The sequence below is a fragment of the Pseudomonas sp. KH_024_B2 genome (genome assembly GCF_057839965.1).
In genome coordinates this window covers 3,452,910-3,474,894 of sequence record NZ_CM174502.1, presented here as the reverse complement: position 1 = coordinate 3,474,894, position 21,985 = coordinate 3,452,910, and the positions used below count along the sequence as shown (strand labels likewise).

Here is a 21,985-nt window from a genome sequence, read left to right as displayed (position 1 = left end):
CTCTCTATGAAAGGCATCATTTTGGCAGGTGGCTCCGGCACCCGCTTGCATCCCATCACCCGTGGCGTATCCAAGCAATTACTACCTGTTTACGACAAGCCAATGATTTACTATCCGTTGTCGGTATTGATGCTTGCCGGTATCCGTGAGGTATTGATTATTTCAACCCCTGAAGATTTGCCTAATTTCCAGAAACTATTAGGTGACGGATCTTCTTTTGGTATCGAACTCAGTTACGCCGAGCAACCTTCGCCGGATGGTTTAGCCCAAGCGTTTATTATTGGGGAAGATTTTATCGGTGACAGCAATGTCGCTTTGGTTCTGGGCGATAATATTTTCTACGGCTATGGTTTCAGCGCCAGCCTGTTGGAAGCTGCTAAACGTCAAACGGGTGCTACCGTGTTTGGCTACCATGTCGCTGATCCAGAGCGCTTTGGTGTGGTGGAGTTTGATGGCCATGGAAAGGCTGTTTCTATCGAAGAAAAGCCCAAGCGTCCGAAGTCCAACTATGCCGTTACCGGGCTGTATTTCTATGATAACGACGTGGTGCAGATCGCCAAAAACGTTAAGCCTTCGCCACGGGGCGAGCTTGAAATTACCGATGTGAACAATGCTTATCTGCGACGTGGTGACCTGCACGTCAGTGTCTTGGGTCGGGGCTTCGCTTGGCTCGACACCGGCACCCATGACTCATTGATGGAAGCCGGACATTTTGTTCAGACTATTGAAGCGCGTCAGGGTTTGAAGGTGGCGTGCCTGGAAGAGATTGCCTACAACCAGGGCTGGTTAAGCGCTGCAGAGCTGGATAAACAAGCAACCATTCTTCACAAAACGGGCTATGGCCAGTACCTCGCTGGTCTGTTGGCAACGAGGCCTTCAAAATGAATGTCATCCAGACCCATTTGCCTGGCGTTCTGATCATTGAGCCTAAGGTGTTTGGCGATGAGCGCGGGTTCTTCCTGGAGTGCTACCAGGAGCAGCGCTATCGTGACGCCGGAATCGAGCTGCCGTTCGTGCAGGACAATCATTCGCGGTCTCAGTATGGCGTGCTGCGTGGTTTGCATTTCCAGCGTAATCGGCCCCAGGGTAAATTGGTACGCGTGACACAGGGTGCGGTCTACGATGTGGCGGTTGATATCAACCCTGACTCTGCGACCTGTGGAGAGTTTGTAGGCGTTGAACTCACTGCGGACAACCATCTTCAACTATGGATTCCGCCGGGTTATGCCCATGGGTTCTGTGTGTTGAGTGATAGTGCAGACTTTCAATACAAATGCACCGACTTGTATCTACCGGAGGAAGAGGGTGGTCTTATCTGGAATGACCCTGAGGTAAACATTCCGTGGCCGGTGGAAGCCCCCAAACTGTCGGAGAAGGATCTGCGTCACCCGAGCTTGCGAGCTCTATTGGGCGGGGAATGAATATGCGTGTTCTTGTCACGGGGGCTCAGGGCCAGGTCGGATACGAACTGCTCAAGCGAGCACCCGCTGGTTTTTCTGTGTTTGGCTATGGGTCGCAAAATCTGGATGTCAGTGATGACGATCAGGTCCAGGCCGTATTTGAAACACTTAAGCCGGAATTGGTGATTAACGCTGCTGCGTATACGGCGGTGGATAAGGCCGAAACCGACCAGGAGCGCGCCTATGCAGTCAACGCAGACGGCGTGGCGAATCTGGCGACTGCCGCGGAAAAGATGGGCATCCCGCTGCTGCATATTTCCACGGACTATGTGTTTAGCGGTGATGGCGACAAGCCGTACACGGCCGATGACGTTACCGCCCCTACGGGTGTATACGGGTTGAGCAAGTTGTCGGGAGAGAAGCAGCTGCTGGAGCACTGCTCACGCCATCTGGTTCTGCGGACAAGCTGGGTGTTTGGTGCGAACGGCAACAATTTCGTCAAGACCATGCTTCGTCTTGGACAGGATCGGGACACACTGTCCGTCGTCGCCGATCAGCACGGTGGTCCGACCTCCGCGGGTAGCATTGCCGATACGCTGTGGGCGTTGGCTTCGATTTTTCAGCGAGAGGGGCGCCTTGAGTGGGGGGTGTATCACTACAGTGGCTTCCCTGCTTGCACCTGGTATGACTTTGCCAACGAGATATTCACCCAGGCTGTCAGCCTTGGTCTGTTGGAAAAGAGCCCGAATTTAAACGCAATCACCACCGCAGAGTACCCAACCCCGGCCAAGCGGCCTAAGTGGTCCGTACTGGACTGCCAGAAACTGGCGGACGCACATGGATTGCTACCGAGAAATTGGGTACAAGAGCTCCAGCCAGTTCTTCAGCAGTTAGTGAAATGTTGAAGTGTTTGATGCCTGAAAAACGCAAATGTAAAACTGACCATTATTAACATTCTTCGCAGAAATCAAGCTGTCCGCATCCAGTGTTGCGTACTGAAAAAGCCTCTGAACAGGCTGAGTTTATTAGAGAATCTATGGATGTTAGAAAACGCTGTAGCTATTGGCTATGGTTCGCGCGATTGGCCGGGCACGGTCAATCACTGGCATAGATGATCTGTGAGTGACATGATCTACAGAAGGTAAAGGGGGAGCGGATACGGTCATTTGTCGCTTTTCATTTGTCGGTGTCTGTTCATTCTTTCGCTTCCTGGTACTTAGTATCAAATCCTGTATATCGAGAAGGAGTCTGATATGAAAAAACTATTGGCTATTACGTTGTTGGCTATTTCAAGTACCTCAGCGATGGCGGCGGAATCGGTCGCGGTGGAGGAACCGCTCACCCTGAGTACCCCGGTGGTCGGTTCAGTCACTGTAGGTACAGGCTTGTTGGTCGGCGCTGCGGTGATTGCGGGTGTGGTAGCCGCCTCCAACAGTGGCGGGAGTTCTAATGGCGGCACTACCGGCACAACCGGCACCACCGGTACTACAGGTACTACCGGTACCAGTAATTGACATAGCTGCAGTGTTTTGGACAAGGTCACGCAGGGCTACCTGGGTGACCTTGTTTTTTTGGATTTGCTCTCAACTAGCGTAGTGCCAATATGATTCGTAATTTATCTGTTGCCATACTGGCAAGTATTACTTTGCAAGGCTGTATGTTCGCTCCCGGTCAGCATATGGACACCAGTCACATCGTTCGTGATGGAACGCCGGAGAGCAGCCGTGTTGAACTGATCCCTATCACGCCTAAATTGATTGCGATGGATGCGACAACTCAGTCAGGTGAGGCCATTCCGGCAGAACTGTTGCACTACTCGCCGGAAAGTTATCGGATTGGTGCCAATGATTTGTTATTTATCACCGTTTGGGACCATCCAGAGTTGACAGCGCCTTCCGGGCCCCAGCAGCAAATCGATGCAAACGGGCGTCTTGTTCGCCCGGACGGTAATCTTTTTTATCCCTATGTTGGCAATGTCGCTGCCGCAGGCAAAACAATTGAGGAGCTGCGTGCCCATATCTCCAGTCGTTTATCGCAGTTTATCGAAAGTCCACAAGTCGATGTCAGTGTATTGCGATTCGCCAGCCAAAAAATCGTTGTTTCTGGTGCAGTCATCAGAGCAGGGCAACAGCCAATCACTACAACGCCACTGAGTGTGGTGGAGGCTATTGGTGCTGCTGGCGTCGATCCTCTGAATGCCGATCTTTCGGGCCTGACCCTTACTCGTGATGGTCACGAATATAAACTGGATCTGGACGCGCTCAACCGCCAGAACAAATCCGAGTTACCCAATGTCTACCTCAAAGGTGGCGATCAGTTGTATCTGGCTTACAACGATCGCAAGCGGATCTACGTCATGGGCGAAGTTATCCAGCCCCGGGCATTGAGCTTCAAAACCAAAACCATGAACCTGTCCGATGTGCTCGGTTCGGTGGGTGGCTTGAACCAGACCACCTCAAATGGCAATGCCGTTTACGTGATCCGGGGTGTAGAAAACCTGGATAAAGAGCCGGCGAAGATCTTCCAGCTGGAAGCCAGCTCGCCTTCTGCCATGGCATTGGCAACACGGTTCGATGTGCAAGCGCAGGACGTGGTCTATGTCGGGCCTGCGAATGTTACCCGCTGGAATCGCTTTATCAGCCAGTTGGTTCCGTCTGCATCCCTCGTTGGCATAGGCGCAGCTGCAAGAAATGATATGAGCGAAGCCAGCAGCAGATAAGGGCACAGTTTACCCGTGAACATTTTGCGTAGTGGCACCTACCTGGTGGCGGCTTTCCTGTTGTGCGGGTGTAACCCGCTGATGAAGGCCTCCTTGAATACTCTTGAAGCGTCCATTGCGGGGCCAGACTCTTTGGAGTTGACTCAGGCTCAACTGGACGCTGTTCCCTTTCCACAGATAAAAGTCACCACCCCCAGCAGCGAAGGGGTGATGGCGAAGATTCGCCAGCGTGGCGACCTGCAGTTCTGGGTCGCTTCCGGCAAGCAGGTGTTGTTGATGCGCGACGGTTTGATCGTGCGCAGCGTCGGCCTTGGTATCAACCTCGATGGTACTCGCTGGGAGGGAGAGTCTCCGTTCAAGCGTGGCCTGCATCTGTTGCCCGACGGTTATAGCAGTACCCGCTGGATCGATCTCTATGACGGTTACCGTGTCGGGATTGCCGTTAACAGCCGGTTTACCCGACAAGGCATCGAGGACATCAAGGTTCTGGACAAGACTTACGCCTTGCTCCGTGTCGATGAACGCATTGACGCTCCCGAAATAGATTTCCATGCAGTCAATCATTATTGGATCAGACCTCGCGATGGCTTCGTCATGCAGAGCGAGCAGCACCTGACGCCTCAACTTTCCCTGAAGGTCATTCAGTTACGTTCTGAGCAGGGAGCTATTAATTGAAGCGTCTGAATCTAGCGTTTACGGGCTTGCTATTAGCCTGTTCGGGCGTAAGCCATGCCGCCGTTACGGTCAGCGGTGATGTTCGTAGTCCTGGCCAGTTCGATATTCAGCCGGGAGCGCGTTTGCTGGACGTCATTCGCGCTGCGCAACCGAACGCCGAAAGTTACTGGTTGGGCGCCGCATGGTTGCGCCGGCCTTTGCTCGAAAAACAGCTTCGGCTAAAAGCCGGGGTGTTGTTCGATCTGAAAGTACTTCAGCGCGGCGCGTTGCTGTATGAAAAACCTGCCCGGGCGGCCTTGGCGGAACATCTATATGAAGAGGTCAGCCGGTTGCCGGTGACAGGTCGTCAGGTTGCAATACTTGATCCGGTTGCCGTAGAGGTCGGGTTTGCTCGCAACTACCGTATTGATGACGGCGACCGTCTTGTCTATCCGCTTCTTCCCGATACCGTGGTGGTGCTAGGTGCGGTCACGGCGCCTTGCCATTTGCCTTATCGCGCGATGCAAGAAGCCCGGGACTATCTGCAATCCTGTCAGGCTTCGTCCGACGCCGAGGCTGACTACCTCTGGATCATCCAGCCCGATGGCCAGACCCAACGGGTTGGCATCGCCTTGTGGAATCGGGAGGCGGGATTCCCCCCCGCCCCAGGTAGCAAAATCCTGGTGCCGATCAAGAACGATGATCTTGATCCGCCCACGCCCGAACTAAATCAGCAGTTGGCCGAGTTTCTCGCCACGCAACCGGTGGCTGAGGTGGTCCCTTGAAGTTACGTTTTGCAGCCGTCCTGTTATTGCCTTGTGGTTTGGTTCATGGAGAGACGCGTTATACCCAGAATGATTTCGGTGGTGTGGGCTTGTTACAAACACCTACCGCGCGTATGGCGCCTGCCGGTGAACTGAGTGTCAACGCCAGTCGAACCAGTCCCTACAGCCGCTACAGCCTATCGCTACAGCCCTTTGAATGGCTTGAAGGCTCCTTCCGATACACCGCCATTACTAACCGCAAGTACGGTCCCGAGTCATTCAGTGGCGACCAGAGCTTCAAAGACAAGGCTATCGACGCCAAAGCCCGGCTCTGGAAAGAAAGTCATTGGCTGCCCGAAGTGGCGTTGGGCTTCCGGGATATTGGCGGCACCGGGCTGTTCTCCAGCGAGTACTTCGTGGCGAACAAGCGCGCCGGCGATTTTGATTTCAGTCTCGGCATCGCGTGGGGCTACATTGGCAATCGCGGCGACTTCAGTAACCCGCTGGCCGTGTTTGGAGACAAGTTCAAGGACAGGCCCGAGAGCACCGCTGCGGTTGCCAGAGCCGGCGATGTGAATACCAATGCCTATTTCAGGGGATCCCCATCCTTGTTCGGCGGCGTGGCTTATCAAACACCTTGGGCGCCGCTTAGCCTGAAAGTCGAGTACGAAGGCAACGACTATAAAAACGAGCCGCTCGATAACGTGATCAAGCAAGACTCGCCCATCAACATCGGTGCGGTTTACAAGCTGACAGACTCGATTGACCTCAGCGCCGGTTGGGAGCGCGGTAATACCGCGATGTTCGGGATCACGCTGCACACCAACTTTGTCAGCCGCAAGGCGCCGACCAAGACCTATGACCCACCAGCGGAAGCGCTCCCGGCCCAAGCACCCGCCACCTCCCCGGATCAGGTCAATTGGGCCAATGTGTCCCGGCGCCTGCAGGACAATGCTGGCTACAAAGTGGAGCGCATTACCCAGCGGGGCTCCGAGTTGATGGTCTACGGCGAACAATCGCGTTACTTCTATCCGGCGAAAGCTGTCGGTCGAGCCAGCCGGATTCTGGACAACAGTGTCAATGACGATATCGACTGGTTCACCTTGGTGAACAAGCGATACGACATGCCGCTGGAAGAAACCAGTGTGCCCCGCGAAACATTTCGCGAGGTGGTCGGCAACGAAGAGGGGCTCAAAGACCTGCATCGTGCCACCGAGGTCACTGCGGCGCTCCCGCACACCGAGACCACGCTCTATACCGCGGCGCGGGATCCTTTCACTTATGGTTTGGGGCTGGGCTACAAGCAGAACATCGGCGGTCCTGATGGCTTGCTCTACCAGTTCAGCGCCGATGCGGACGCTGAATACCGCTTTACGCGCAATACCTGGTGGAGTGGCCTGTTGAGTGTCAATTTGTTGAACAACTACGACAACTTCACCTACGACGCACCGAGTGGATTGCCTCGGGTGCGCACGGATTTGCGCAAGTACTTGACGACCTCCGACGTCACTATGCCGACGTTCCAGCTCAACCACGCCAAACAGTTGGATAAAGACCTGTATGGCATGGTCTACGGGGGGTATCTGGAGTCGATGTTTGCCGGCGTCGGCGGTGAGGTGCTCTATCGTCCAATGGGCCAGCGCTGGTCTGTAGGCGCCGATCTGAACTACGTTCGTCAGCGCGACTTTGACCAAGGGTTTGGTCTGCGTGACTACTCGGCCGTCACTGGCCACATCACGGGCTACACCGACTTGCCTTACGAAGCGCTGGCGGCTGTCAGCGTCGGACGTTACCTGGCGCGCGACTGGGGCACCACGATCGACCTGTCGCGTAAGTTCAGCAACGGTGTGCGATTTGGTGGCTGGGTCACGCTGACCACCGCCACGAAAGCCGAATATGGCGAAGGCAGTTTCGACAAGGGAATCTACATCTCCATCCCCTTCGACGAGTTGATGAGCCTGTCGACGATGCGTCGTGCCAATGTCGTCTGGGCGCCTTTGACCCGGGATGGTGGTGCACGGCTCAATCGTGCCTACTCACTGCACACGATGACCGATAGCCGTGACAGTGACTTGTTCTATCGCAACTTTGAGAAGATTACGGAGTGAGGGCGGGCGATCTGGGGCGGTCTGTAAAACGCAGCAGATCTAGTGCGGGCTTGCTCGCGATGACGGAATAACATTCAGCATCAATGTTGACTGACCCACCGCCATCGCGAGCAAGCCCGCTCGCCATGAGTGGAAATTTCCATCTCGGGGGAGTGGGCTGGCTTGTTATTACCTAACGTCGTAGCCGGAAACTTTGAAAACTCCGCTTGCTGGAGAACACTCCCGAGTCGCCTCGAAGTACATACAGGGTTGCTCTGTGGATGGCTGTCCTTCGAGAGCATCCATACCCCCTGATTTTTTTATAAGCCCATCCCCATCCCCGAGACTTGGTGTTTTCGGCAGGTGTTAATTTCACTTCAGAGCCTCTAGCAGTGGGGTTTGCCGGGGATCATAGCAATCTGCCGCTGTTAGAAATGCGTCAAATAATAACCTTTCATAGATCATGGTTATTACAAAGCCGGCGCTTGGCCGTCAGGATAAAAAGAGGTGCGCGCAGTGCGGGTGGAGGTGCCAGCGCTCGTGCTGTGCGACGCTGGGGCTGGTCATACTCTTTTCGATCAGATGCGCCGGCTTGTCGGCGGTGATCAGCGCAGTTTCACCGCCACGGCAGGCGTAGACCTTGCGCACATGTTTGATCACACGGACTTGCATCGGCACGATCTCGAGCTGCTCGCTGATTTCCTCGCCAATGCAGTTGCTGCCGCATAGGTGGGCGCCCGCTTAGTCACGCAACGTGCGTTGGCTGAACGCTTACGATCAATTGTGGCGAGAGAGCAAGCTCTCATGGAACAAATTACAACTTATTGATTTTTAAGTATAAAAAATCATTTACTAAAACCTGCTATCTCGTGAGCGCCGCCCTAGCTCCCTGCGCGACAGCGCAGCGTCGAGGACGCGGCGGCCACTCCCTCGCCACAGATCGCCTGCGCTCGGCGGCTTTCCGTACAGCGCCCCACTGTTCCTAAAGCTTGGTGATACTCGATAACGGCAGGTTGACGTGCTGCTCTTGTTGCAGAAAATTCATCAGCAGTACAACCCGTTCATCGCCATCCATCGCCATAAACAGCGCTTCCAGCTGCGCAAAAGTCCCTTGATTGATACGCACCGGGTCACCCTGTGTCAGCGTTTGCACGCACGGTTCACGCTCACGCAGTTTCAGGTGACCAATAATTTCATCTGCGATTGCTACTGGCTGGCCGCCGAAACTCACGGTCCTCAACACGCCACGCGTCGAACGCAGGGGCGCCCAGTTGTCGTGCAGGCTGAGTTGGATAAACAGATAACCAGGAAACAGCGACTCACAGAGCGTTTGTCGTCTGCCCCGTGTAAGACGCTCGCGCCGATAGGTGGGGCGAAAGCATTCATACCCCTGACGCATCAGGTTGTCCTCGGCGCGTTCATCCTGCTTGGCTTTGCAGTGAATCAGGTACCAGGCTGGCACGGCACATTGCTCACTCGCGATCATCCGAGTCTTCCTTACTTGGGTAGGAGCGAGCTTGCTCGCGATGGACTCAAGGGCGACGCGTTTATTCAGAAAACACGCGTTATCGTTAACGTCCATCGCGAGCAGGCTCGCTCCTACAGTCTTCGCGTCAATAAATGTCTTTTGAAAGCAGGGTGAAGGGCGTCTTCACCAGGATTTTCACATCAAGCCACAACGACCAGTTATTGATGTATTTAAGGTCGATCTCGACACGCTTTTGCATTTTGTCGATGGTGTCGGTTTCGCCGCGGCAACCGTTGATCTGAGCCAGCCCGGTAATACCTGGTTTGATTCGGTGGCGAGCCATGTAGGCGAGAATTTTCCCGGAGTAGTAATCATTGTGTGCAACGGCATGAGGACGTGGCCCGACAAGGGCCATATGGCCTTGGATGACATTGAACAGCTGCGGCAGCTCATCGATTGAGGTGCGACGGATAAAGCGCCCGACCGAGGTGATCCGTGAGTCATTGCGGCTGGCCTGCTTGACCTCATGATCGTCGTGCACGCGCATCGAGCGAAATTTCCAGACCTTGATCACCTTGCCATTCCAGCCATGACGGTCCTGTTTGAAGAATATCGGCCCCGGGGAGGTGAGTTTGACGGAAAGTGCAATGATCAATAACAGCGGGCTTAGAGCAACAATGGCCATCAGCGCCACACTTTTATCGAGCAGGCTTTTACTCAGGGCGGCAGTGGGTTGGCTGGTCAACGGGCTTTCATTCAAATAGATCGCCGGCAAGCCATCCACGACTCTCACCGAGTGATTCAGCAGCGTCAGGCTGTTCAAGTCCGGAACCCAGACAACGTCTACGTTGGCATCGAGCAAATTAATGTACATGGCTTCGATTTGTGCCGCTTCACTCAGGGGCAGCGTGATGTACAAACGTCGAATGTCATGGGTCTTGATCAGCTCCAGCAGTTCTTCCTGCGGACCCACGACACGAGGCGCGCCCATTTCCAGCAAGGGAGTGGCGTCAGTACTGACCAGGCCGACCAAGGGGAAGTGTTCAAGGGTGCGGAGTTTTTTAGCCAATTCCAATGCCAGCTCGCCAGTACCGACAATCAGCGTTTTATGCTCGCTTTGAAGTGACCGTTGATAGTATTTGGAAAAGCCCTGCAGGGGCACATATAAGAGTGCCTGTCCGATGTAGCTGGTGACAGCCCACACCAGGATGATTTCACGAGAAAATAACTCACCGGACTTGGTGATAAAGCCCACAAATGCCAACGCTGCCAGTGTCAGCAACCAACCCATGAGCAGGCGTCCCAATCCCGTCAGGTAGCCATCTTTTTTTGCATAAACGTCACACCATGAATAGGCCGGGACGGAGGCGAGAATAGTCACTATCGCGCACACGCGATAATAAAACTCTACCGTTCCTGTCTTGGAATAAACCAGTAGAAACAACAGGGCGACAACAAAGCCCAGTGCAAGTGCCCATTGTCCCCAGAAGGTAAGTCCTTTGAGGCTGGTATCTCGATTGATACGAAGACTGTTAACCATGCTATATATCCCCAAAATGAGTCCATTCACGTGTCGACAGACAAGAGCCAGGTTGTTGAAGCCAGAGTTATTATTATTTTTTGGATGGCACGGCGATATCAATAGCAGCGCCGCTGTCGGCGCTATCGCCAGTGAATAGATTAATTTATTGAGAGATGCACTGTCTGACGACTTATAACGAGCGTGATATCACGGTGGCATCTAATGTTGGAGCGGCCGGCGTTAGAAATGGTCGATGATGGAGGGCGGTGCAGTTGATATTGTAGTAGCGCTTATTTGAACGGGGAGGGAGGAAGGCAGATTTATAATTTAATCAGGGTACGTTTTTTATTTTTGTAGTAGTACCGCCACGATCGTTATTCTACGTGCTCAGGGCAGGCTTTTTTCCGTGTGTTGTTTTTTGGATGAGGCAGTAGCCACGGTTCCTGACAGCTCGGAAAAGACGTTCGCCGTTGGTGGCGTGTTTAAACTTTTCCTGTAACCGGCTCAGGCACATTTCGAGACCCTGATAGTGTTCAGGCTCTCTGCCGATACTCCGAATAAGATCATCTTTACTGACCACGCGTTCTTCATGGTGCAACATTTTTCTTACGAGGGCTGCCTCTAAACTCGTCAAGACAACTTCAACATCGTTTTTCACCAAGGTGTTGCCGCCATTGCTCAGCCGCCAGGTTTCAGCGCATATCGAGTGCGCTTTGGCCGCTATGGGTTCATCGGTGTCATCCCGGGTTTCCTCTATAGCCGAGGCGATGCTATTCGTTTGGGTGGATGGCTGGGAGGTTAGCCACTCAGCCTCCAGGGCTGAAAACATATGCTCTGTGTCATGCTTGTTAGCGGGAGAGGTCTCTCTGCTCACGTGCTGGAAGAAAACGTCGGCCAATTTTTGGGTGGGGAAGGGTGATTCAATACCTTCGACAAACATTTTTGCCTGCGATGTACCGAACGAGTTATATCGTTCACTGGACAGTATTGTCTCGAGCTCAAGTTGTGATGCCGGGCTATGAGTGACAACGACAAAGTATTTTCGAGTGAAGGTCATTCCATTTTCCATTTCGCTCTCCTGAGGGGCACGCCAGGTTAATAATTCAAAGGTTGTCGGCAGGGGAGTAATAGCTCCCTTGAAAGTAATCAAAAGGCAAGGTTCGTGCCAGTATATGGCTGGCAGTATGCTCTACGTTGTCGGCTATAAAGGATACCTTGGTGTTGTGGATCAGTGTAACCATGCGGTCATAGAGTCGATTGAATAACTCCGCGTTGCCATTGGATTTGAGGCTGGAGTCTAAGGCTGAAACGGGAATCTTTATATAGTCGAATAGATTCAGGGTTGTAAAGATTTCGACACTTTCATCGTGAAGGTTGTAATGGTCGAAAGCGATCTCTATACCGTGATCTTTCAGCAGATACATAGTGTGGAGGATTTTCTTTTTGTCTTGAAAACTGGCCGCCGAGAGAGGCAGCTCATTCAAGGCGATAACCAGGGTCTGGCCGACATCGCGCAGGGCGTCACCGGACTGTATCAACTCGTCTACGAGTGCAGTGTCGATGAGATCTGACAGTGCTACGCAAACGAATTTTCGACTGAAGTATTCTTTCCCGTTGGAGGTGTTGCAATCTTTTAGCGAGAAGGCCAGTACTTCATTGTATAGGCCGCTCATCTGATGCGCCGGTAGTGTGCAGGATGCATGAGGGGGAAGAGCCTGTCTGCCTTCGTGGTTTATTCTTATCTCGCTGCCGAACGGGCAGTCATCTCGCCTAAGGATCAATTGCCGAGACAGATAATGATCTGCACCATTAACGTGTGAGGTGCATCCAGTGGCATTCATGACGCAATAACTCCCTGTATATGAAAGTGGATCAGGTTGACGAAATCAGACCTCTACTTAAACGATATCCATGCCCGCGGATACTTTGAATGGCGTTGGCGCCATACATATTTTTTATTTTTACACGAAGGCGACTAATTGATTTTTCCAAGGCTCTCGGATCATAAAAGGTTATATTCAGGCCCATGACTCTGGCAACTTCGTCATGGCTCAAGATGTGATTTTTTGTTTGCGTTAACGCCTCCAGAACTTTCATTTCCGCAAACGATATTTCCAGTTTTTGATCAGTGCTGTGAAGGCACATACGAGCGGGGTCCAGCACTAAGTTTATTTCTCTTTGCCATTCTGGACTGCAAAAAAAAACGGAAAGCACATCAATATTCTCGTCAGGAACACTGGTGAATTTAATACAATGATCGGCCCCGGCAAGATAGTATTTAATCTTGTTGTAAGTGCCTTTGCCGGTAATGATTACGGAGATTATTGACGTCGAATTTTCGGCGCGAATATTTTCCACAGCGGCGAGGCTTTCAAGGAAAGCAAGGGGGCTGTCAATAACGACAAAGATCGCTCGATACGAACTTGAATGTTTGTTTTTTTTGGGGAAGTGGCTGTAGCACATCGTATCAATAAGTATATCATTGCGTAGATGGCTTGCTACCAACTGCCTGAAATCCTCAGCTAAAGCAAGGGTTCGTCCAATGGTGAGAACCCCCGTCTCCTCCATGGTCTGGCCGTGTGTTGTGGTCCTTCCTTTCCCTTTAAGCATCATGCTTTGACTCGGATGGGTACTGGCATTCGAATGTTAATGTAACGCTTCTTGTCTGTGACTGACTATTGCTAACATTTTGACGCATTTCTTCGGCGATTATCACGATGTTTTTAACATAGATTGTGAATCTGCCATGGTTCGGTCTTGTCTTTCCAGGTTCGAACTATTGCTGGTGGCCGCCTTGGGTTGGAGATCATGGCATTATGCTATCTTTCGGCCCCAGCGCTGCGTTCCCGGGAATAGACTCCGTGTGTGCCAGTAAAGTTCCCGCTGTGTGATCTTTGATGGATTGTTATGAGTGGGCAGGGTTTGTCCCTGAAATAACAGATTCGCGCTTGTTATCTAACGCTGACCTTATGTAACGGATGCTGATAACAACTCGATCGCGGACGTTCTATAACATCGAGCTCAAGCAGGCAGCTGGATGTACTTTACTCATCCGTTGGTCTGATAGATTTTTTTCGCGGAAAAATGATACGCACGCTGGTGGGTTTGTATTTTCGTATGGACGCTGTTTTTCCGGTGTGTCGTCGTCAGCCCGAATCACCTGCAACGGGTTGGCCCCACGCCATCGCGCAGGGGCTTTGATGTGATCGGGGTCAGGTCGTGATACACCACGGTCGGAAGCGGGATGTTCCGGGCTTTCAGTACGCGCAGTGCGCTGAGCACGCCCTCGATTCCTCCACCTGCCACATAGAGGCCGACCAGCTCGGGTTCACTGCTAAGGAGGTCGAGGGTACTGGCATAGGCGAACTCCTCATCCTCCAGCGTCAGGCGAGTCGCCAGTAACTCCCAATCCGCGGACTGTTCCGAGAGGTACGAGCGCACACTCATTTCGCACAGTTCCTGGCATTGAAAGCGCTGGGTTCCGACCATCACCGCCACCGGGCCGGGTTGTGGCGCCAGATGTTCAATGAACCAACCTGCGGTGCGGCCCATGCGCCGGTTGTCGACACCGACATAACCTGCGGCTGCCGAAGCCTCCAGCTCGGATACCAGGGCCACCACGGGGACGCCGGCCGAGCGCATTTGCGCAACGGCCTTGCGCACCACTGCATGGTCAGCCGCCACGACACCCAGAGCATCGACCTCACCTTGCAGCTGCAGGATACGTTGCGCCGTGGCTGCCGGATCCAGGTCATCGATGTAGTGGATCATCACCCGAACCTGAGCCCGAACGCTGGCCGCTGCGGCCTCGGCCAAGGCCTTCGCCAGGCCCTGATAAAAAGCGCGGTTACTTTAGTCGTGTCCAGACGCTCCTACCAACGCAACTCGAAGGCATTTTTCGCGCCCGGCTGGATGCTGCTGCCCAAGCGTGCGCACTCGCGAGAGAGGGTGTCGTGCAGCCATTGACGGTCATCCCCTTCGGCGCGACAGATGCGAAAGCGACGGATGCGGGTGGGTATCAGGTCCAGCGACTGCAGGTGCCCGCCCGGGTCCAGCGAGGCAAAGTATAGAAGCCCCAGGTCGCCGCGAAAGGCTGTGTGACCCTCGATGCCTTCGTAATCGTTCAGGAGATCACCGCAACCATAGAGAATCAGGCGTTCGCGGTACACCTCGATGCCCTTGACGTGGTGCGAGGAATGCCCGTGCACCACGTCAACTCCGGCCTCGTCGATCAAGGCATGGGCGAACCGGACCTGCTCGCGCGGGATATCGAACCCCCAGTTGCCGCCCCAGTGAATGGAGGCAACCACTAGATCCCACGGATTTTTGCCCTCGATAATCCGTTTGGCCACAGGGCGCAAGCTTTGCATCGACAGATCCTCCAGCCGCGCGACGCCCGCGCGCCTATCCGTGGCGACCCAGTCCGACGGAATGCCGCTGTCGGGTGCGCCGAGGCCAAACACCAGCAAGCGCCGCCCGCCAGGCTGCGGCAACACGGCGGGTGCTTCGGCGGATTGCCGGTTGTGCCCGGCACCGGCGCTGCACATACCATTGCTCGCCAGGGTATCCAGCGTATCGGCCAGGCCGGCTGCGCCCCAGTCCAGCACATGGTTGTTGGCCAGCACGCAGCAGTCGATGCCGGCTGCGCGGATGGCCGGGAAGTTCTCCGGGCTCATGCGGTAATTGATGCCCTTTGGCTCCGGTCGTCCGCGGCGGGACACCGCAGTTTCCAGATTGATGATGCGTGCGTGTGGCTGGCGAAGTTCAAACTCATCCAGCGCAGCGCCCCAGACATAGGCGAAATCGACTGGGCGGGGAATCGAGCCATTGAGTCTTTCTGCCAGCCGGACGTAATCGCCGGCATTCTTGACGTAAGCTTCGTAAAGCCGCGGATCGCCAGGATGCGGCAGTACTGAGTCAATGCCGCGGGCGGTCATGACGTCGCCGGCGAGAAACAGCTTCAGCGTATCGGCAACAGCTGCCATGGCACTCTCCAGGATATCCCGAATAACGTACCTGAAAGACCACTTTGAGAAAAAGTGATCGGGGGCTTTAACGACGGTTGAGTCAGAGGGCTGGGGTATTCAGAGCTCCTACAGGCCAACCTGCGAAAGCTCGCTCCTACGATGGAGCGCCAACCTTGCCACCGAGATCAGGCGTGATTTCACCCTCAAAATCCCTGTCATCCTTCCTGCCTTCAACCCTTCCAAGGTCCTACAGCATAAAAGCCCTTGGCTTACAGTCTATACATTAATTAGAATGAGTCTCATTTAAAATATTTTTTGGTACAAGGTTTCCTGACATGAGCGATACAGCGTTGCCGACGGAGCAAACCCTCCACGACCTGTATCGCGACCATCGTGGCTGGCTGGAGGGCTGGTTGAGGCGACGCATGGGGAATGGCTGTGATGCGGCAGACCTGAGCCAGGATACGTTCTTGCGGGTACTTGCCAGCTCCCAGCGGATTGCCGACTTGCAGGAGCCGCGGGCGTATTTGCTGACAGTGGGCAAGCGGCTGTTGAGCAACTTTTACCAGCGTCGCAGTCTGGAGCAGGCCTACCTGAATGCGTTGTCGCTGTTGCCTGAGGACAGTGTGCCGTCTCCCGAGCAGCGCTGGCTGCTGCTGGAAACCCTGCAAGCGCTGGACGAATTGCTCGACGGACTGCCGACGGCGGTACGCCGGGCGTTTCTCTGGAGCCAGTTGGAGGGCCTGGGCTATCAACAGATCGCCGAACGTCTGGGCGTGTCAGAGCGCACGATCAAGCGTTACATGGCGCAAGCCTACGAACATTGTCTGTTGGTGGCGCTGTGATCAATCCGGCGCCTTCGGCCCAGGCCCGTCAAGTGGCGCGGGCCGCCGCGCAGTGGCTGGCGTTGCTGGAGTCCGGCACCGCCAATGAGCGCGATCGAGTCGGTCTGCAGCGCTGGCGCGACAGCTGTGCCAGTCACGAGCAGGCCTGGCAGAAGGCCCAACTCTTGCGCCAACGCTTTGCCGAACTGCCTTCGGCGCTGGCCCTGGTCAGCCTGGATCGCCCGGAGCCGGGTCGCCGTGCGGTGCTTAAGCGCGCATTGGGCGTGGCGGTGCTGGTGCCGGCCGCCTGGATGCTCAGTCGGCAATTACCGCTGGATGCCTGGCGGGCTGACCTGCACACCGCCACCGGGGAGCGCAAGCAAGTACTGCTGGCCGATGGCAGCGCTGTGCAACTCAATACCGCCAGCGCCGTCAATGTGGATCTGGGGAGCCGGCGCTTGACGCTGGTGGACGGCGAGATGGCGCTGAAGGTGCCAGGGACGTCGCCGTTGACGATCCAGACCCGCTATGGGCAGGTCATCGTCAGCCAGAGCGAGGTCTGCGTTCGCCAGAATTCGCTCGGCTGCCGGGTGTCGGTGCTCAAAGGTTCGGTGCAATTGCGGCCCTTGCAAGGGCCGGCATTGACGTTGCGCGGCGGCCAGCAGGTCAACCTTCTGGCCGCGGGCGTGGGGGTGGTGGAACCATTCGATGTGCTCGCGCCGGGTTGGCGCGAGGGCGTGTTGATGGCGCAGAACCAGCCGCTGGGGGATTTTCTGCGGGAACTGAGCAGTTATCGACCGGGCGTGCTGCGCTGGGAACCGGCGCTTGAGTCGCTGCGGGTCACTGGCAGTTTCCGCCTCGAAGACACCGATCGCATTCTCTCGCTACTGGCCGCCAGCCTGCCGCTGGAGGTGCATTCGCGTACTCGTTATTGGGTCACGCTGCTGCCGCGAAAAAATAATGTCTGAAGCCTGCAATACCAGCGAACGCTGCGCCCCTGTAGGAGCGAGCTTGCTCGCGATGGACGTTAACGATAACGCGTGTTTTCTGAATAAACGCGTCGCCCTTGGGTCCATCGCGAGCAAGCTCGCTCCTACAGAGACCTCATTTCCTTAACTAATTGGTCTGAAGCCTGTCCCTTTTTTTCGCCTCGCTGGTCATTCAAGGCAAGTGAAACGAAATCAGAGAGATTCTCAATGCCCGCATTGATGCCCTGCAGTACGCGTCTGGCTTCTTCCAGGTTGCGCCCGTTGTTGCACCTGAGTCTGCTGTTGAGTCTGGGTGCCTGTCCTTTGTTTGTCGCAGTCAGCTGGGCCGAAGACAGCTCTCGGCGCAGTTACCAGGTGCCGGCCGGTAGCCTCAGCGCCGCGTTGACCCGCTTCGCCGGATTGGCCGGGGTCAACCTTTCGGTGGATCCCGCGCTGGTCAGCGGTCGCAACAGTCCCGGGCTTTCCGGGGAGTACGCGGTCGAGGAGGGCTTTGCCCGGTTGCTGCAGGGTTCCGGTCTGCAGCTGCAGCCGGTGGGCGAACAGGCCTACATCCTGACCCCGGCACCAGAAGGCAGCAGCCTGCAACTGGCCCCCACCTCGATTCTCGGTGCTACTGACGGGGCAGACGGCGATCCGTATGCCGGCGGTCAGGTCGCGCGCCGCGGTTCGCAAGGCTTGCTGGGCTCGCGAGATTTTATGGAAACGCCGTTCAGCATGACCACCTACACCAGCGAGGTGGTCAAAAACCAGCAGGCTCGTACCTTGGGCGACCTGATCGCCAACGATCCCTCGGTTCGCGCCACCAACCCGGCGGGTGGGCGTTATGAGCAGTTCACCATTCGCGGGTTGAGCCTGTTCAACAGTGATGTCGCCTACAACGGTCTCTACGGCATCCTGCCGACCTATACGATCGACATGGCGATGGCCGACCGCGTCGACGTCATCAAAGGCCCGAGCCAGCTCATCAACGGCATTTCGCCGCGGGGCAGCGTGGGTGGCGGGATCAACGTGGTGCCCAAGCGCGCGACCGACAAGCCCATCACTTCGTTTACCGGCAGCTACGCGTCCGACAACCAGGCCGGTGGTGCCGTGGATGTCAGCCGGCGCTTCGGTGAAGACAACAAGTTCGGTATTCGTTTCAACGGCGTCAAGCAGTCCGGCGACACCGAATGGGATCACCAGAGTGTCGACCGCGAGATGGCCGTGCTGGGCCTGGATTTTCGCGGTGAACGCCTGCGGCTCTCGACGGACATCGGGCGCACCGAGCGTGATACCGACGCCCCCCAGGAGCGCGTGCAGGTCGGCCCCAATGCGAAGGTGCCGAATGCGAACGATGTGCGCCACAACTATGCGCAGCCCTGGAGCAAGGCGAGTACCAACGACACCTTTGGCACGGTGAACGGCGAATTCGATGTCAGCGATTCCGTCATGCTGTACGGCGGTGTGGGCGCGCGCAAAAGTAATCATGAGTTTCTCCGGCATGCCGTTGCGGTCACCAACGACGCCGGCGATTTCAGCGTTTCACCGCGTGACTTCACCCGTGACGAAAATGTCCGGACGGCCACGGCCGGGGTGCGCAACTGGTTCCATACCGGCCCGGTGAGCCATGAAGTCAACCTGGCTGCCAGCTATTTCTACATGGACTTCGAAAATGGCGGCGCCCGTTATGCGGCGGCCCCCAGCAACCTCTATGACCCCGTGGAAACACCAACGCCGGTCAGACCCACGCGACAGGATTCGAAGGTCTACACCGAGAACCGCTTCAGCGGCGTGGCATTGTCCGACACACTGGGTTTCTTCGATGACCGGCTGCTGCTGACTCTGGGCGCCCGCTGGCAGCGGGTGAAGGTTGACGACTGGGCGGACGATGTCAAAGGCGACACGGCCTACGATGAGGAAAAGGTTTCGCCGTCGGGCGGCATCCTGTTCAAGGCAACCGATAAGCTGTCGCTGTATGCCAACTACATGGAAGGCCTGAGCCAGGGCAAGATCGCCCCGTCGACCTCGGTGAACGAGGACGAGATCTTCCCGCCGTTCATCAGCCGCCAGGTCGAGGTCGGCGCCAAGTATGACGCCGGTGCGTTCGCCATCACGACCGCGGTGTTCCGGATCAAGCAGCCGGCCTACGAGACCAACGCCACGACGCGCGTCTTCGGCCCGAATGGCAAGCGTGAAAACACTGGTGTGGAAGTGAGTGTGTTCGGTGAGCCGCTCAAGGGTTTGCGCCTGCTCGGCGGTGTCATGTACATCGACAGCGAGTTGACCGATACCACCAACGGCACCTTCGACGGCAACCGGGCGCCTGCCACGCCGAAATACAACGTCAACCTGGGCGCCGAATGGGACGTGCCGACCGTACAGGGCCTGACCCTGACCAGCCGCGGCATCTATTCCAGCTCGCAGTTTCTGGATCAGTCCAACAACAAGGAAATCGACTCCTGGGAGCGTTTTGACGTGGGCGCACGCTACGCGTTCAAGGTCGAGGAAAAGAACATCACCCTGCGTGCCAATGTCGAGAACGTGGCGGACAAACGCTACTGGAGTTCGGCCGGGGCCTCGGATGACAGCGAGCCTGGCTTGACGCTGTCGACCCCGCGCACCTACCTCCTTTCGGCGACCGTTGACTTCTGATTCGCCCATACCGAGTGGAAAATTCGCTGCCTGCGGGTCGCCTTATGGCGATCCGCAGAGCATGCATAACCGTATGCCTATAAAGAAAAGGCGAACAAATGCTCGATGACAAAGTGCATTATTTCGAATTAGAGGGGTGAGGCGGCATCTCCTGCGCTGGGCAGCCTATGCATCGACAACCCGTGCGGTTCGGATGAACAACGCGCGAACCTTGTCCCAGAAATTTGCGCCCAGCACGAAAAAGCTGCCGATCAGCATGGCGTCGCCCAGTAGCTGGACCTGCCAGAGATTCGGTCTGAGCCCAGGCCAGATGCTATCGATATAGGGTTCAAGAAATGCCGAGATCAGCGGCAGGCAGAACATGACCAGGCCAATTCTGTGACGAGCAGGGCCAACCTCGACTTCTGCGCTGGGAGCCAGCGCGGACACGTAGCCGAACAGACTGCGTTTCAACTGCTGAAAGCCGGACTTGCCCATGATCGCGATGGCGAGGATCAGCAGGATCTTGTTGCTGATAAACAAGATGCCGGTCAGCGCCGCGACCTTTGAGCCGGGTACATCGGCCGCCGCGGCGAGAGGCACCATCAGCCACGATGCCGCCATCAAACAGATAATTGCGATCCCCAATTTGAAGCGCCAGCCGGCTGAAGCGGCCTCAAGGGTGTTCTGGTCGGAACTCGTCATCTTCGTACCTTCCTTCAATTAATTCGCTGTTGTGTCTGGAGCTTAGACGGCCGTGAAGGACTACGCCCGAACGTCGGCAAGCGGCCAAACGCATAGATTTATCTCGCCGTCCGTTGAGCGTCTATGCTGGGCTAACCAACCTCATCCCTGTGCAGCGACCTGCAAGGAGGCAATCAATGGTGCCCACGTCCGAGAAAGCGTTTTCCCATGGCCTGCTTGAAGTACTGATTCGCGCGGGGCTGATCGCCGTTCTGGTGATTTTTTGCTTCCAGATCTTCCACCCGTTCCTCGACCTGATGCTTTGGTCGCTGATCCTGGCGATCACCCTCTACCCGTTGCAAGGCAGGCTCAAGGGCATGTTGGGCAACAAGGAGGGGCGTACCGCGACGCTGATCGTGCTGATCGCCATCGGCATCCTCCTGGTGCCGATCTACCTGTTGGGCACCTCGATTGCTGAATCGGTGGAAAGTGTCATGAGCATGCTCAAGAGTGGCAGTATTCATATTCCTCCACCGGCCGACTCGGTAGCCGCTTGGCCGTTGGTGGGCAAGCCGCTGTATGGCTTCTGGCTGCAAGCCGCCACCGACCTGCCCGATCTGGCGCAGAAGTTCATACCGCAGATCAAAGGCGTCAGTCTCACCCTCTTGAGCAAGCTCGCCGGTGCCAGCATGGGACTCCTCATAATCCTCTTCGCCCTGATCATCGCCGGTATCGTCATGGCCTACGGGGAGAGTGGCAGCCGCAGCGCGGTGCAGATCGCTTCGCGCCTCAGCGGTCCGGCCAAGGGGCCGAAAATCACCGAACTGTGCACCGCCACCATCCGCGCGGTGGCGCTGGGTGTGGTCGGTATCGCCTTCATCCAGATGCTGCTGATTGGCGTCGGCTTCGTGCTCAAGGGCATCCCCGGCGCGGGTCTGCTCGCCCTGGCGGTGCTGCTGCTCGGCATCATGCAGCTACCGGCCACCCTGATTACGCTTCCGGTGATCGCCTTCGTTTTTGCCACCGAGGGGGCCAGCACCGCGACCATCGTCTTTGCTGTCTATGTCTTCGTTGCCGGCCTGGCCGATAACGTACTCAAGCCACTGCTGTTGGGGCGTGGTGTCGATGTGCCGATGCCGGTGGTGCTGATCGGTGCCTTGGGCGGCATGGTCACCAATGGCATCATCGGCCTGTTCATCGGCCCGGTGGTACTGGCGGTCGGTTATCAGCTGTTCTGGCAATGGGTGAGGGAGCCGTCGCAAGTCGACGGACCAGACGACCAGCGGCTGAGCTGACG

Annotated in this window: 19 protein-coding genes and 2 pseudogenes; 12 read left to right on the top strand and 9 right to left on the bottom strand. The window is 56.0% G+C overall.

Annotated elements, in window-relative coordinates:
* Positions 1-6 precede the first annotated feature (6 nt).
* From rfbA to AC3I0A_RS16090, 8 genes are all read left to right on the top strand, one after another.
* The gene (gene rfbA, locus AC3I0A_RS16125; protein ID WP_489373043.1) at positions 7-885 is read left to right on the top strand and encodes a glucose-1-phosphate thymidylyltransferase RfbA; all 879 of its coding nucleotides are present in this window, start codon (positions 7-9) and stop codon (positions 883-885) included.
* The gene (gene rfbC / locus AC3I0A_RS16120) at positions 882-1,421 is read left to right on the top strand and encodes a dTDP-4-dehydrorhamnose 3,5-epimerase (RefSeq protein WP_489373042.1); all 540 of its coding nucleotides are present in this window, start codon (positions 882-884) and stop codon (positions 1,419-1,421) included. The genes rfbA and rfbC overlap by 4 nt, the downstream gene beginning before the upstream one ends.
* 2 nt (positions 1,422-1,423) lie before the next feature.
* Positions 1,424-2,305 carry a dTDP-4-dehydrorhamnose reductase gene (rfbD, locus tag AC3I0A_RS16115; RefSeq protein ID WP_489373040.1) on the top strand — a complete coding sequence of 294 codons (882 nt, stop codon included), beginning with the start codon at positions 1,424-1,426 and terminating at the stop codon, positions 2,303-2,305.
* Positions 2,306-2,653: 348 nt separating this feature from the next.
* On the top strand, positions 2,654-2,914 hold the full coding sequence (locus AC3I0A_RS16110; protein WP_489373038.1) for a hypothetical protein: 261 nt from the start codon (positions 2,654-2,656) through the stop codon (positions 2,912-2,914).
* Between the two features lie 89 nt (positions 2,915-3,003).
* Entirely contained in the window at positions 3,004-4,119 is a 1,116-nt protein-coding gene (locus AC3I0A_RS16105) for a polysaccharide biosynthesis/export family protein (protein WP_489373037.1), read from the top strand.
* A gap of 15 nt (positions 4,120-4,134) precedes the next feature.
* The gene (locus AC3I0A_RS16100; RefSeq protein WP_489373035.1) at positions 4,135-4,794 is read left to right on the top strand and encodes a YjbF family lipoprotein; all 660 of its coding nucleotides are present in this window, start codon (positions 4,135-4,137) and stop codon (positions 4,792-4,794) included.
* On the top strand, positions 4,791-5,558 hold the full coding sequence (locus AC3I0A_RS16095) for a capsule biosynthesis GfcC family protein (protein ID WP_489373033.1): 768 nt from the start codon (positions 4,791-4,793) through the stop codon (positions 5,556-5,558). The genes AC3I0A_RS16100 and AC3I0A_RS16095 overlap by 4 nt, the downstream gene beginning before the upstream one ends.
* Positions 5,555-7,645 (top strand): YjbH domain-containing protein, encoded by a 2,091-nt coding sequence (locus AC3I0A_RS16090; RefSeq protein ID WP_489373031.1) that lies wholly within the window; start codon positions 5,555-5,557, stop codon positions 7,643-7,645. Before AC3I0A_RS16095 ends, AC3I0A_RS16090 begins: the two co-directional genes overlap by 4 nt.
* Before the next feature lie 528 nt (positions 7,646-8,173).
* Here the strand turns inward: AC3I0A_RS16090 and AC3I0A_RS16085 are convergent.
* From AC3I0A_RS16085 to AC3I0A_RS16050, 8 genes and pseudogenes are all read right to left on the bottom strand, one after another.
* A pseudogene (locus AC3I0A_RS16085) lies at positions 8,174-8,335 on the bottom strand (IS66 family transposase zinc-finger binding domain-containing protein); the annotation flags it as partial.
* A 271-nt stretch (positions 8,336-8,606) separates the two neighbouring features.
* On the bottom strand, positions 8,607-9,110 hold the full coding sequence (gene rfaH, locus AC3I0A_RS16080; RefSeq protein WP_489373029.1) for a transcription/translation regulatory transformer protein RfaH: 504 nt from the start codon (positions 9,108-9,110) through the stop codon (positions 8,607-8,609).
* A 127-nt stretch (positions 9,111-9,237) separates the two neighbouring features.
* Positions 9,238-10,632, bottom strand: coding sequence for an undecaprenyl-phosphate glucose phosphotransferase (locus AC3I0A_RS16075; protein ID WP_489373027.1), 1,395 nt, complete (start codon positions 10,630-10,632; stop codon positions 9,238-9,240).
* A 361-nt stretch (positions 10,633-10,993) separates the two neighbouring features.
* Positions 10,994-11,683 carry a winged helix-turn-helix domain-containing protein gene (locus tag AC3I0A_RS16070; RefSeq protein WP_489373025.1) on the bottom strand — a complete coding sequence of 230 codons (690 nt, stop codon included), beginning with the start codon at positions 11,681-11,683 and terminating at the stop codon, positions 10,994-10,996.
* 34 nt (positions 11,684-11,717) lie between these two features.
* On the bottom strand, positions 11,718-12,455 hold the full coding sequence (locus tag AC3I0A_RS16065; protein WP_489373024.1) for an EAL domain-containing protein: 738 nt from the start codon (positions 12,453-12,455) through the stop codon (positions 11,718-11,720).
* A 31-nt stretch (positions 12,456-12,486) separates the two neighbouring features.
* The gene (locus AC3I0A_RS16060) at positions 12,487-13,227 is read right to left on the bottom strand and encodes a winged helix-turn-helix domain-containing protein (RefSeq protein ID WP_489373022.1); all 741 of its coding nucleotides are present in this window, start codon (positions 13,225-13,227) and stop codon (positions 12,487-12,489) included.
* Positions 13,228-13,791: 564 nt separating this feature from the next.
* Positions 13,792-14,457 (bottom strand): annotated as a pseudogene (locus AC3I0A_RS16055) (substrate-binding domain-containing protein); the annotation flags it as partial.
* A 29-nt stretch (positions 14,458-14,486) separates the two neighbouring features.
* A complete protein-coding gene (locus AC3I0A_RS16050; protein WP_489373020.1) occupies positions 14,487-15,599 on the bottom strand; it encodes a CapA family protein in 1,113 nt (370 codons plus the stop codon).
* Positions 15,600-15,916: 317 nt separating this feature from the next.
* On the opposite strand from AC3I0A_RS16050, the gene AC3I0A_RS16045 reads away from it, so the two are divergent.
* The 3 genes from AC3I0A_RS16045 to AC3I0A_RS16035 all read left to right on the top strand — a co-directional run bounded on the left by AC3I0A_RS16045 (position 15,917) and on the right by AC3I0A_RS16035 (position 20,025).
* Positions 15,917-16,426 carry a sigma-70 family RNA polymerase sigma factor gene (locus AC3I0A_RS16045; protein WP_489373018.1) on the top strand — a complete coding sequence of 170 codons (510 nt, stop codon included), beginning with the start codon at positions 15,917-15,919 and terminating at the stop codon, positions 16,424-16,426.
* Positions 16,423-17,373: a FecR domain-containing protein gene (locus AC3I0A_RS16040; RefSeq protein ID WP_489373016.1), complete on the top strand. Its 951-nt coding sequence runs from the start codon at positions 16,423-16,425 to the stop codon at positions 17,371-17,373. The genes AC3I0A_RS16045 and AC3I0A_RS16040 overlap by 4 nt, the downstream gene beginning before the upstream one ends.
* A gap of 228 nt (positions 17,374-17,601) precedes the next feature.
* Positions 17,602-20,025 (top strand): TonB-dependent siderophore receptor, encoded by a 2,424-nt coding sequence (locus tag AC3I0A_RS16035; RefSeq protein ID WP_489373014.1) that lies wholly within the window; start codon positions 17,602-17,604, stop codon positions 20,023-20,025.
* Between the two features lie 165 nt (positions 20,026-20,190).
* On the opposite strand, the gene AC3I0A_RS16030 is transcribed toward AC3I0A_RS16035, so the two are convergent.
* The gene (locus tag AC3I0A_RS16030; protein ID WP_489378513.1) at positions 20,191-20,709 is read right to left on the bottom strand and encodes a transporter suffix domain-containing protein; all 519 of its coding nucleotides are present in this window, start codon (positions 20,707-20,709) and stop codon (positions 20,191-20,193) included.
* A gap of 176 nt (positions 20,710-20,885) precedes the next feature.
* Between AC3I0A_RS16030 and AC3I0A_RS16025 the strand changes: the two genes are divergently transcribed.
* Positions 20,886-21,983: an AI-2E family transporter gene (locus AC3I0A_RS16025; RefSeq protein ID WP_489373013.1), complete on the top strand. Its 1,098-nt coding sequence runs from the start codon at positions 20,886-20,888 to the stop codon at positions 21,981-21,983.
* The last annotated feature ends 2 nt before the right edge of the window (positions 21,984-21,985 follow it).